12 protein-coding genes and 1 pseudogene are annotated in these 11,790 nt (G+C 66.0%); 3 read left to right on the top strand and 10 right to left on the bottom strand.

What is annotated here, in order from left to right:
* Positions 1–73 precede the first annotated feature (73 nt).
* Positions 74–508 carry a YqaA family protein gene (locus tag CHB99_RS13605; RefSeq protein WP_042125647.1) on the top strand — a complete coding sequence of 145 codons (435 nt, stop codon included), beginning with the start codon at positions 74–76 and terminating at the stop codon, positions 506–508.
* Here CHB99_RS13605 and CHB99_RS13610 read toward each other — a convergent pair.
* The 7 genes and pseudogenes from CHB99_RS13610 to CHB99_RS13640 form a co-directional block, all read right to left on the bottom strand.
* Positions 498–1,100 carry a DinB family protein gene (locus CHB99_RS13610; RefSeq protein ID WP_042125576.1) on the bottom strand — a complete coding sequence of 201 codons (603 nt, stop codon included), beginning with the start codon at positions 1,098–1,100 and terminating at the stop codon, positions 498–500. The genes CHB99_RS13605 and CHB99_RS13610 overlap by 11 nt on opposite strands.
* Before the next feature lie 10 nt (positions 1,101–1,110).
* Complete coding sequence (zapE, locus tag CHB99_RS13615) at positions 1,111–2,220, bottom strand: cell division protein ZapE (protein WP_042125578.1); 1,110 nt, start codon at positions 2,218–2,220, stop codon at positions 1,111–1,113.
* 94 nt (positions 2,221–2,314) lie between these two features.
* Positions 2,315–3,463, bottom strand: coding sequence for a PQQ-dependent sugar dehydrogenase (locus tag CHB99_RS13620; protein ID WP_042125580.1), 1,149 nt, complete (start codon positions 3,461–3,463; stop codon positions 2,315–2,317).
* Positions 3,464–3,486: 23 nt separating this feature from the next.
* A complete protein-coding gene (locus tag CHB99_RS13625; RefSeq protein ID WP_089266532.1) occupies positions 3,487–3,789 on the bottom strand; it encodes a hypothetical protein in 303 nt (100 codons plus the stop codon).
* A gap of 171 nt (positions 3,790–3,960) precedes the next feature.
* Positions 3,961–6,402, bottom strand: a complete 2,442-nt coding sequence (locus CHB99_RS13630; RefSeq protein ID WP_042125582.1) for a TonB-dependent receptor — start codon at positions 6,400–6,402, stop codon at positions 3,961–3,963.
* 117 nt (positions 6,403–6,519) lie between these two features.
* The gene (locus CHB99_RS13635; RefSeq protein ID WP_084702748.1) at positions 6,520–7,392 is read right to left on the bottom strand and encodes a FecR family protein; all 873 of its coding nucleotides are present in this window, start codon (positions 7,390–7,392) and stop codon (positions 6,520–6,522) included.
* Positions 7,393–7,396: 4 nt separating this feature from the next.
* A pseudogene (locus tag CHB99_RS13640) lies at positions 7,397–7,903 on the bottom strand (RNA polymerase sigma factor); the annotation flags it as partial.
* A gap of 124 nt (positions 7,904–8,027) precedes the next feature.
* On the opposite strand from CHB99_RS13640, the gene CHB99_RS13645 reads away from it, so the two are divergent.
* Positions 8,028–8,498 (top strand): LEA/WHy family protein, encoded by a 471-nt coding sequence (locus tag CHB99_RS13645; RefSeq protein ID WP_042125588.1) that lies wholly within the window; start codon positions 8,028–8,030, stop codon positions 8,496–8,498.
* A gap of 3 nt (positions 8,499–8,501) precedes the next feature.
* Here the strand turns inward: CHB99_RS13645 and CHB99_RS13650 are convergent, their stop codons facing one another.
* The gene (locus CHB99_RS13650; protein WP_042125590.1) at positions 8,502–8,768 is read right to left on the bottom strand and encodes a hypothetical protein; all 267 of its coding nucleotides are present in this window, start codon (positions 8,766–8,768) and stop codon (positions 8,502–8,504) included.
* A 132-nt stretch (positions 8,769–8,900) separates the two neighbouring features.
* Between CHB99_RS13650 and CHB99_RS13655 the strand changes: the two genes are divergently transcribed.
* Entirely contained in the window at positions 8,901–9,221 is a 321-nt protein-coding gene (locus CHB99_RS13655; RefSeq protein WP_042125592.1) for an ElaB/YgaM/YqjD family protein, read from the top strand.
* A gap of 130 nt (positions 9,222–9,351) precedes the next feature.
* Here the strand turns inward: CHB99_RS13655 and CHB99_RS13660 are convergent, their stop codons facing one another.
* Together CHB99_RS13660 and CHB99_RS13665 are read right to left on the bottom strand one after the other, a co-directional pair.
* Entirely contained in the window at positions 9,352–9,978 is a 627-nt protein-coding gene (locus tag CHB99_RS13660; RefSeq protein ID WP_042125594.1) for a response regulator transcription factor, read from the bottom strand.
* Between the two features lie 14 nt (positions 9,979–9,992).
* Positions 9,993–11,789 (bottom strand): PAS domain-containing sensor histidine kinase, encoded by a 1,797-nt coding sequence (locus tag CHB99_RS13665; RefSeq protein ID WP_089266534.1) that lies wholly within the window; start codon positions 11,787–11,789, stop codon positions 9,993–9,995.
* Position 11,790 lies beyond the last annotated feature (1 nt).

Genomic DNA, 11,790 nt, shown 5'->3' on the forward strand with positions numbered 1-11,790 from the left:
CATATCCGCGCTGGCTGCGTCGGCCATCGAGAAATATCCTACAAGACCTTTGGAAAATGATGCTGCCCATACCGTGCTGAGCTACTGGGGTCTGTTTCTCGCCGCCTTCGGCGCCGCCACGCTGTTGCCGCTGCAATCGGAGGCCGTGCTGGTCGGCCTGCTGCTGCACGATCCCGCGGCGCTGGCCAGCCTGTTGCTGGTCGCGACCCTGGGCAATGTCCTGGGCTCGATCGTCAACTGGCTGCTCGGCCGGGCCATCGAGCGCTGGCGCGACAAGCGCTGGTTCCCGTTTTCCGCCGCGCAACTGGACAAGGCGCAGCAGCGCTATCGTCGCTACGGCCAGTGGTCGCTGCTGCTGAGCTGGATGCCGCTGATCGGCGACCCACTGACCCTGATCGCCGGCATCATGCGCGAGCCGTTCTGGCGATTCGTGGTGCTGGTCACGATCGCCAAGGGCACACGCTACCTGGTGCTGGCGCTGATCACCCTGGGCTGGTTCAGCCGCTGACTTTCCAGATCATCTCCTCGGTCCAGCCCAGCTCGGCGAAATCCTGGGCGCGCAGATGGGCTTCTTCCTCGCAGAAGAACTCGTCCAGTTGCGGCGGACGCACATCGGTCTCCGCGAGCATGGCGTGAACCTGGCCACGGTGGTGGATCTGATGCTCGAACAGATGCGCCAGCAGGCGCAGGCGCTGATCGCGCTGAACCCGTACGGGGACCCGTTCGGGGCGCACGATGCTCACATAGCGCTGCAACTGGTCATCGCGCAACTGGCTGCAATAGGCGATCAGGCGGCGGTCGCTCTGGGCCTGTTCGCGCTGCAACTGCTCGGCGTTGTCGAAAGGCTCCTGCGGCTCGAAGAAGCGCCCGGCCTCTTCGTCCGCGGGCTCGCCGCGCAGCTCGCACTCCAGCGCCTGCAGGTAGAACCAGTCGACCGTGAGCAGGTGGTTGAGAGTGGCCTTGATCGACGGGAAGAAACTGCAGCGCGGCGCGACGAACTCGTCGCGGCTCAGTTGACGACAGGCCTTGTACAGGCGGTGGTTGGCCCAGGCATTGTTGTAGGCCAGGGTCAGCAGGTGGTGCGAGAGTGGCTGGCTCATGTGCACGTCCTCAGCGGAAACGTTGCAATTGCATCTCCCGCAGACGGCTGAGTGTCCGTCGGAACGGGAACTCCAGATACCCTTGAGTGTAGAGCGCTTCCAGGGGAACCTCGGCCTCCAGATAGAGCGCCACGCGCTGGTCGTAGCACTCGTCGACCAGCGCGATGAAGCGGCGTACACCGTTGTCCCTGGGCGACAGTTGCGGCAATTCGCGATCGCCGGCCACCACCCGTTCGATGCCATCCTCGGTGCCGCGGGCGATCCGCCCCGGTTGCCGCGGTGCCCCCAGGGCCGGCACGGCGCTGAGCAGAATCGCCTCGAAACGCTCGCACAGGGCCATGAACTCCATGGCCGCCAGGGGTTGTTCGCACAGCTGCGAATAGTCGCACCAGAGCACCGTTTCGCTGCGCCGGATGACCTGCACGCTGCGGTAACCGACGGCCAGGTCGGCAGCGCTGCACGGCTGATCGCCGCTCAGCGTGTCGAACAGCGCCGCGAGGGCGCAGGGCTGACCCGCCTGGCGCAACCAGTAGCGCTGCTGACCAGCGCCGGGGTGCAGGCGATGGTCCTGCTCGCCGTGTACCGGCACCACCGCCATGGACGCCTCGATGGCGGCGATGGCCGGAAGGAAGCGTTCGCGGTTGAAGCCATCGGCGTACAACTGCCGCGGCGGCTGGTTGGAGGTCGCGACCACCACTACACCGGCTTCGAACAGCTCCTGGAACAGACGGCCAAGGATGATCGCGTCGCCGATATCGTTGACGAACAGCTCGTCGAAACACAGCACGCGGATCTCGTCGGCGAGCGACCGGGCCAGCGCCCGCAACGGGTCGGCGGTGCCGTTGAGCTGGAACAGGCGCTGGTGGGTCCAGCGCATGAAGTGGTGAAAATGCTGGCGCCGGGCGGGGATGCTCAGGCAGCGGTGGAACTGGTCCATCAGCCAGGTCTTGCCCCGGCCGACCGGGCCCCAGAGGTACACGCCCGACGCGGGTCTGCCGCTCTGCACGGCGTCGAAACAGGCCTGCAAGGCTTCGACAGCCGTTTCCTGGGCGGGATCGACGACGAAACCCCGTTCGCCGATGGCCTGCTGGTAGAGCGCCAGGGGGGTATCGCTGGACATGAAGGGCCCTGTGGGAAAAAGGCCACAGGGTACCCCAGGAATGCCTTGCTTTGTGTAAGGATTTTGGCGGAATGCTGCGCGGCAGCCCCGATAACTACTCGGCCAAGCCGACCTTGAGCAACTGCCCATCCTCGTCGTCGGTCAACAGGTAGAGAAACCCGTCCGGCCCCACCCGCACATCGCGGACACGGGCATTCAACTGGCCGAGCATGCGCTCTTCATGGACGATCCTGTCGCCGTTCAGTTCCAGGCGAATCACTTCCTGCGCCGCCAGCGCGCCGATGAACAGATTGTGCTCCCACGGTTTGAAGCGCCCGCCGTCGTAGAACGCCATGCCACTGATCGCCGGAGACTTCTCCCAGACATGATGCGGCGCCACGCTGCCCTGCACCTCCTTGCCCCGCGCTTCGGGAATCGGCGTCAGCGAGTAGTTGATGCCATGGGTCGCCAGTGGCCAGCCGTAGTTCTTTCCGGGCTTGGGGATATTGATCTCGTCGCCGCCGCGCGGACCATGCTCATGGGTCCACAACTGCCCGGTCCAGGGATTGAGCGCCGCGCCCTGCTGGTTGCGGTGGCCGTAGGACCAGATCGCCGGCTGCACGTTCTTCTGCCCGACGAAGGGGTTGTCCTTGGGAATCTCGCCGTCTGGAAGGATGCGCACCACCTTGCCCTGCAACTTGTCGAGGTCCTGGGCGGTCGGGCGCTGGTTGTTCTCGCCAAGGGCGATGAACAGGTAGCCGTCGCGGTCGAACACCAGGCGCGAACCGAAGTGGTTGCCCGTGGACAGCTTCGGTTCCTGGCGGAAGATCACATTGAAGTCTTCCAGCTTGCTCAGGTCGTTGGACAGCCGCCCACGCCCCACCGCGGTACCAGCCTTGTCACCCTCGCCATCACCCTCGGCGAAGGACAGGTAGACCAGGCGATCCTGCTTGAACGTCGGCGACAGCACCACGTCGAGCAGACCTCCCTGCCCCTTGGCCCAGACTTCCGGCACGCCGCTGAGCGGTGCGCCGACCCGGCCTTCGGCACCGATCACCCGCAGGTTGCCCTGGCGCTCGGTGACCAGGATGCCCTGCTCGTCCGGCAGGAAGGCCAGGGCCCAGGGATGTTTCAGGCCGTCGGCCAGGGTCGCGACCTTGAGCGTGCCTTCCTCGCTGGGGAAGGTCCGTTCAGGCGCGGCATGAGCAATCAGCGGCAGGAGTGCGGCGGTACCGAGGGCGAGTAGCCAGGTGCGTGGAGTCATGCGGAGATCCTTTCTGCGGGCGATCACGGTACGCGCCGTGAGTCGCGGGGTGGACGGATGGGTTCCAGGCGCGGCGTCTGCTGCTCACGCCGCAGGTTGTCACCGTTGCCGATGCCACGGTTTTCGAGGGTCGGCAGGCGCGGGTCGGGCTGCGTGGAAGGGCCGCGCACGGGTGGCGTGTCGGGCAGCGTGCCCTGCTGGCTGTTGGGATTGATCGCGCGGATCGGGCTGTTGCGCGGATTGTTCTGGTCCGCGGCAAAGACCGAGGTATCGCCGAACACGACAAGCAGAGCGCCGATCAGGATCGGCAGGATTCGATGCGACATGGTCACCTCCCGCGCAGTGGGCCTTTCCAAGGCTTGGATAGCCTAGGACGCGAGAGGTTCGGGCAGAAGGCGCCGGGCTCGGCGGAGGTGATTCAATTTGTTGCAAGGGAAGCCTTTGCCCGGGAGGCCATGGCGGGCCGTGAGGTCGGCCCGCCATGGCTTGCGGGTGGATCAATAGGCCAGCGACCAGGTCAGGGTGTAGGTGCGACCGCGCCCCTGGTAGTCGTACAGGTAGGCCGGACCGTAGGTCGGCGAGTAGAACAGCGTCGCGCGCTGGCCCCAGACGGTGCTGTACTGCTTGTCCAGCAGGTTCTGGATACCGGCGCTGAAGGTACCGAATCCGGTGTCCTGACTGCCCAGCAGGTCGAAGGTGGTGTAGCCGGAGATCTTGTGCTCGGCGTCGTCCTTCAGGCTGAAGGCCCGGTTGGCCTGCAGGCGTGCGCTGCGCCCCTCGGCCTTCCAGCCGACGAAGGCAGTGGACTTGGACAGCGAGGCGTAACGGGCGTCGCGCTTGATCCAGTCGCCCGCGCTGTCTTCTTCTTCCGAACGCACCAGGTGCAGGGTGCCGCCCGCCTCCCAGCCGTTCTGGAAATGCCGGGTCAGCGCACCTTCGAAGCCGAAGTCGCGGCTCTTCTTGTCTTCGACGTTGATGGTCAGGGTCGCCGAGTCGGTGGTGATGACCTTGTCCGACCAGATGTAGTACACCGCTGCCTGCGCGTCCCAATCCAGGTCCGCGTAGCGCCAGCCCGTCTCCACCTGGCGGCTCTTGATCCCGGCCAGCGGGTTGTCGTCGACGCTGAGGCCGGCCTTGCCGTAGTACTTGGCCGGATCCGGCAGGTCGAAGCCCTCGCCGTAGTTGGCCCAGACCTGGTGACCGTTCTTGAAGTCGTAGATGGCGCCGAGATTGTAGAGGTTGACCGCGTAGTCGTTGCTGCCGCCGGGAATGCCCTTGAAGTTGCCGACATCGACATCCATCTGCTGACGCCGGGCACCACCGGACAGGGTCAGGTTGTCGGTCAGGTGCCAGTCCAGCTGGGCGTAGGCGGACAAGCCATCGACACGGTAGCTGGGATAGCGCGGCGCCTTGCTCGCCGCCTCCAGGTCGAGGCCGCCGCTGCTCGACGAGGTGCGCGCATCGAAGGTGGTCTGCTCGGCGTTGAACCGCTCGCGGTCGAGGTCGACGCCGTAGGTCAGCTTGAGACCGTCCCACTGCCTGGCGAACAGTGCCTTGAGGCCGGAGACCTCGAAGTTCTGCTGCGACGCGGCGAAGTACACGCCCCTGGAACCCGTCGGCTTGCCGCTGTTGTAGTAGGGAAACGGATAGAAGTTGTTGTCTTCCTTGCGGTACGAGGCCTGCAGGTAGAAGTCCTGGCCAAGCACGTCGGCGTGGTGATAGTTGGCGTTGAGCAACAGGCGCCGGGTCCGCGGCTCCAGGTCGGTGGACAGGCCACTGCGCAGCTCGGCGTCTTCCAGGTCCGACGGCGCGTTGTAGTTCAGGTGCGGAAAGTAGATGCCGGTGCTGCCGTGGTTGCCCGAGTCGTAGTACTGGGCCAGCAGGTCGAGGCTCTGCTCATCGTTGAACTGCATGCCCAGGCTGCCCATCACGTCGAGGGTGCGGTTGTACTGCAGGTCGGTCTGGGTGTTGTCGATGAAGATCTGCTTGCCGGCGCCGTCGTAGAAGGCTTCGTTCTGCTCGGCGGAGACCCCCAGGCGCGCATTGATGCGTTCGTTGCCGCCGCTGACCGACTGGGCGACACGGGTCGCCAGGTCGTCGCTGTTGTTGAAACCGCTGCTCGCGCCCAGTTGGGTTTCGAAACGCGCCGGGCCCGCTTCGCCCTTCTTCGTCACGATGTTGATGATGCCGCCGGTGGCGCCGCCGCCGTAAATGGCACTGGCCCCGGAGAGGATTTCGACACGCTGCACATTGAACGGCGAGATGCTGTCGAACTGCCGCGACAGGCCGCGGGAGCTGTTCTGGCTGACCCCGTCGATCATCACCAGGACATTGCGTCCACGCATGTTCTGGCCATAGTTGGTGCGTCCTTCCGGGGCCAGGTCGAGGCCCGGAACCAGCTTGCCGATGGCTTCCTTGAGGCTCACGCCGTTGCTGATCTGCTCTTTCAACTGTTCCTGGTCGACCACCCAGACGGTGCCGGGAATCTCGCTGATCGACGTGCTGGTACGCGAGGCGACGCTGACCTCGATGGGCTTGAGCGCGACGGCAGCCTGGGGCTCGCCCTTGCGCAGGATCACCGTGCGCGCATCGCTGAACTGCCAGCTCACACCGCTGCCGGCCAGCAGTAGCCGCAACGCCTGCTCGATGCTGTAGCTGCCGCGCAACCCCGGGCTGCTCAGGCCGGCCACGTCGCGGGTGGTGAACAGCAGGTGCAGGTCGGCCTGGTCGGCGAACTGGGTCAGGGTCTGGTCGAGACTCTGCGCCGGCAGGTCGAGACTGACCTGACGGGCCTGGGACGCGCTGATCTGCGCGGGGGTGGCGGCATCGCCGGCCTGGGCGACGACGACGCCGAGCAGGCTGGCAGCCACCGAGGAGGCCAGCAGGGCACGCTTGAAGGCGTGGGTGGAACGTGCTGAGGACGTGGACGGACCTTTCACTGTTTTCTTCCAGACAAATGACGTAAATGAGAATGGCTTGCTGATCAGTCTCACTACGACGATTGGGCTGCGAAGAACTTGCAGTGACTTTTCAAAAATTTTTCCGCCTGGCGGAAATCAATACAGGACGGCCAGCCACGGCAGGTAGGTGACCTTCAGCGCATAGCGCTGTTCGAGGGTGCGCAGCAGGCCGTGGGGATCGTTGAGGTCGAACACGCCGCTGACTTCCATCGCACCCAGCTGGCTGTCGGAAATCAGGATACGGCCATGCTGGTAGCGTTCCAGCTCGGCGATCACTTCCCGCAGCGGGCGACCATTGAAGATCAGCTTGCCGCGTTGCCAGGCGGTCTGCGCCAGGGCGTCGGGGCTGGCCTGGACCAGGCGCTCGCCAATCCGCGCTTCGCCCTGGGCCACCACCACCGCAGTGGTACCGCCCTCGCGGCGCACGCTGAACACCGCGCCACTGCCCTGTACCGCCTCGCCAGCGCTGTCGACCACGAAGGGTCGCGGGTCCGCCGCCGGCTCGAACAGGGCCTCGCCCTCACGCAGGGACACGCTGCGCCGCTCGCGGGTGTAGTTCACGGAAAACGCACTGGCACTGTTGAGGGTGACCCGGGAACCGTCCTCCAGGGTCACGGTACGCCGCTCGCCGATACTGGTGTGGTAGTCGGCCAGCAGCCCCGGTGCCTGTTGCCAGCCGACGTAGCCGACCACGGCCAGCAGCAGCGCGGCGGCGATCGCCGAGCCCCACTGACGACGGCGTGGTGCGGGCGGCAGTTGCGCGGCGGCCTGGGTCTGGCCGATATCGCCCCACAGCGCCTCGGCCTCCTCGGCAGCGGCCAGGTGCTCCGCGCTCAGCCCGCGCCAGCGCTGGTAGCGGGCGCGATCGGCAGCACTGGCGTTGCCCGAATGCAGCAGGACCTGCCAGTCGATGGCAGCGTCGGACAGATCGGTGAAAGGCAGCGGTTCGGACATGCGGGCTTCAATCATGGTTGTGCTTGAGCCAGTCGCGGCAATGGCGCAGGGCCTGGCCGATGTATTTTGCCACCATGCTCTCGGAAACGCCCAGCCGTTGTGCGATCTGCGCCTGGGTCAGGCCTTCGACACGGTTGAGCAGCAGCGCCTGGCGGGCGTTGTCGGACAGTTGCAAGAGGGCTTCGTCGAGCATGGCCAGGCGCTCGCGAGCGAGCAAGGTCGCCTCCGGGGCCGGTGCCGGACACACCACCTGCCCCGCCGCCTCGCTGTCGCCGAGGTGGCTTTGCTGGCGCTGCTCGCGGCGCAGGGTATCGATGGCCAGATTGCCGGCGACGCGGAAGATGAAACTGCGTGCGTGCACGACCGGCACGTCCTGCTCGTCGATCTTCACCAGCCTGAGGTAGGTTTCCTGGGCGACATCGGCCGCGCGCTGGCGATCGTTCATGCGCCGGGTCAGGAACTGCAGCAGGTCATCGTAATGTTCCTGGAAACTGGCCAGCAGCCCGGACACGGGAGACGTCAGCATAAGGGGTAGGGTCGCGCCGAAAGATAACGTTAATGAGAAGGAGTATCTTTCAAATGGCGCAAGACTTTCAACGTTGCCGTGCATTTGCCACACTCCAGGGCGATGCTTTCCCGGAGAGATGCCCATGCCCGCTCACCTTTCGCGCTTGCTGCGCAATGCCGCCGGCCTGTTGCTGGTCCTCACCCTGTCAGCCTGCGCGCTGTTCCAGGGGCGTGATCCGGTCAATATCAGCGTGATCGGCATCGAGCCGCTGCCCGGCCAGGACCTGGAGTTGCGCATGGCGGTGAAGCTGCGGGTGCAGAACCCCAATGAAACGCCGATCGAATTCGATGGCCTGGCGTTGAACCTGGAGGTGAACGGCCAGCCGCTGGCTGCCGGGGTCAGCAACCAGCGCGGCAGCATCGAGCGTTTCAGCGAGGAGGTGCTGGTGGTGCCGGTGAGCATCACGGCGTTTTCGGTGTTGCGCCAGGCCCTGGGCCTGAGCCAGATGAGCAGCCTCGACGGCATGCCCTACGAAGTGCGCGGCAAACTGGCTGGCGGCGCCTTCGGCAGTGTGCGCTTCCACGACCGCGGCACCTTCGAACTGCCGCGCTGACGATCAGGCCTTGCTGGCGCTCGCCGCGGCCATCAGCTTGTTGACTTCGCTGCGCACCATGTTGGCGTACTCCGGCGGCGCCATGCCGTCCAGCTCGGTGCGTACCCACTCCGCCCACTTGCCCTTGCGCCGCGGCTTCTCGCCGATCAGCCGGGCGGCTTCGCCCTTGGCCTTGGCCAGGTTGGTCTGCCACAGCTCGAACAGCCGGGCTTTTTCGTCTTCGATCTCGGCCCGTTCGGCAAAGCTCTTGTTGGCCAGATTGAAACTCATGGGGTAATTCCTGCCACTTGAAAATGGGCGTTATCTTACACTGTAGCCGCCGATGCCCGGCAAACCGCTGCAACTTTCCGTACGAGCGGGCATCCATTGAGGACGATCGATCATTTCTCCGAGGAAGCGTAGATGGCCAGGAAAACCACGCAGCACAGCGACAGTGAGCAGATCAAGGACCAGGCGTTCAGCGAGTTGCAGGCACTGATCGAAGAATCGGAAAAACTGCTCAACGACAGCGCCGCGCTGGTCGGCGAAGACGCCGAAACCCTGCGCGCGCAGTTGCAACTGAAGCTGAAGCAGGCCAGCCGCGCGGTGGGCACGGTGCGCGACAAGGCCAGGCCGGTGGTGGACGCCACCGAGCACTACATCGGCGGGCATCCGTGGCAGACCGTGGCGATCTCGGCGGGGTTCGGCCTGGTGATCGGGCTGTTGCTGGGGCGCAGGCCTTGAGCTGAATCCTCCCACTCCCCTTTCGAGCCTCATCGCTGCGGCTCGGCGCTCCAAGCAGCCCGTTCCCACATTGTCCGCCGCAGCGCGGACCCTGTGGGAGCTGGCTTGCCAGCGATAAAGCCGGAAAGATCTAGCGCAACTGCAACGGATCCACCACCGCACAGGCAATCGCCATCCCCACCAGTTCCGGCAGATGCTCGGCCTGCATGCGCTTCATCACCCGCGAGCGGTACAGGTCCACGGTCTTCACACTGACCTCCAGCTGCTCGGCGATCTCCCGATTGGTATAGCCCTGCACCAAGGGCACGAAGACATCGCGCTCGCGCGGGGTCAGGCTGTCGATACGCGCCTGCACGGCGTCGCGCTGACGGCTACCGACCTGGACTTTCGACGAGCGCCCCAAGGCTTCCTGCACGCTGTCCAGGAGCATCTGGTCGTTGTAGGGTTTCTCGATGAAATCGCAGGCACCGGCCTTGAACGCGCGCACCACGATCGGTACGTCGGCATGCCCGCTGACGAAGATCACCGGCAGGTCGATACCCCGCGCCCGCAGCGCCTCCTGCACGCTCAGGCCGCCCATGCCGGGCATGCGCACATCGAGCAGCACGCAGGCCGGCAGGTCGCCCTCACAGGCGTCGAGAAACGCCTGGCCACTGGTGAATGGCAATGCCTCCAGGCCCACCGACTCAAGCAGCCAGACCGTGGAGTCGAGCATGCCCTGGTCATCGTCGACCACATAGACCTTCGGATCCTGCATCAAAATCCCCTTGTTCAAACACTCGCCGCCGGCGCCAGCCGACAGCTCAGAATCAATCCCCCGCCCTCGCCCGGACTGGCCGACAAGGTGCCGCCGAAGCCTTCGACGATGCTCCGGCTCATGCTCAGGCCAAGGCCCAGCCCTTCGGGCTTGCTGGTGGTGAACGGCGTGAAGATGCCGTCCAGTTGCTCCGGCGCCACCCCTGGCCCCTGGTCGATCACCCGGATCAGCAGGCGAGCGCCTTCCTGCTCGCCACACAGCAGCACCCGCGACGGCTGCCCGGGCTGGCGCTCGCGATTGGCATCGATGGCGTTGCGCAGCAGATTGAGCAGCACCTGCTCGAGCAGGATGCGGTCGGCGTAGACCGGCGGCAGATTGTCCGTCATTCGCTGCTCGATCGTCACCTGCGCCTGATTGGCCTCCCAGGCGCACAGGCGCACCGCCTCGCGAGCGACGTCGGCCACCGACAGCGCCTGCAGGCGCCGCGGCTCCTTGCGCAGGAAGGCGCGCAGGCGCTTGATCACTTTGGCCGCGTGGGTCGCCTGTTCGCTGATCCGCTGCAGCCCCTGGGCGACCCGGCCGGCGGCCTGCGGATCGCGCTCCAGGGCATGCAGGTAACGCTGGCTGGCGGCGGCATAGTTGAGCACCGCGGCCAGCGGCTGGTTGATTTCGTGGGCAATCCCCGAGGCCAGTTCGCCGAGGGTCACCAGGCGCGCGGTATGGGCCAGTTCGTCCTGGTGCCGACGCTGCTGGGTTTCCCGCAGTTCGCGCTCGGTCATGTCGCGGGCCACCAGCGAGTAATAGCGTTCGCCGCCAGCGGCGCTGTGCGCCAGCAACACCAGCGAGACCGGAAATGCCGCGCCGCCATGGTGCGGCGCCAGCCGTGCCTCGCACTGCCAGACGCCCTCGCGCTCGGCGCGCAGCCAGCCTTCGGCATCGAGGCGCTGCAAGGCCTCGCCATCGAGCAGTTCGCGCAGGCGTGGCGCCAGTTGCACGTCGGTCAGGCCCAGCGCGCGGCGCGCCGAACCATTGAGGTAGGTCAGGCGCCCGTCCGGGTCGGTGAACAGCACCAGGTCGGTGTTGGCCTCCACCACCTCGGCCAGGCGCCGGCGGTTTTCCTGGGCCTCGATGCGCACGCTGATATCCCGCGATACGCTGACGATCTCCACCACCGTGCCGGTGTAGGTTTCACGGATGGCCCGGCTGGCGATCTCGAACCACAGGTCGCGCCCATCGCGATGCCGGACCCGGCAGGTCATGGTCTGGTAGCCATCGCGCTCCAGCGCCGCCGAGGCCTGGGCCAGGTACTGGCGGCTGTCGTGGGGATGCAGCAACGACTGCACCGCGACACCACGCAGTTCCTCCGGCCAGTAGCCAAGCAGGCGGTACGAGGCCGGCGACGCATCGAGGAAGCGACCCTCGGGGGTGTGCCGGGAAATCAGGTCGGTGGTGTTCTCGGTGATCAGCCGGTACAGACGCCGGGCCTGGGCCGCCTCGCGTTCGGCACGGCGTTCAGCGGTGGCGTCGCGACAGCGCGCGATGACCTGGTCGGCCCCGGCGGGAATGAAGGTCCACAGCAGAATGCGTTCACCGGCCTGGCTCTCGACTTCGCTGATCGCCCGCTGCTGGCCGAGGCAGGCGCTGACCAGCGCGGCATGGTTGGCCGGCAGCAGCAGCGCCAGGCTCTGCGGCGGCCAGCCGTTGAGTTCGGCGAGCATGGCCGGGTTGGCCGCGCGCAGGACGGCACCGGCATCGAGCAGCAACGAAGGCTGCGGGTCCTTGTCGAGCAAGGCCGAGGGAATCAAGGTCACA

This window comes from Pseudomonas japonica, from assembly GCF_900188455.1.
In the GTDB taxonomy this organism is placed as follows: Bacteria; Pseudomonadota; Gammaproteobacteria; order Pseudomonadales; family Pseudomonadaceae; genus Aquipseudomonas; species Aquipseudomonas japonica.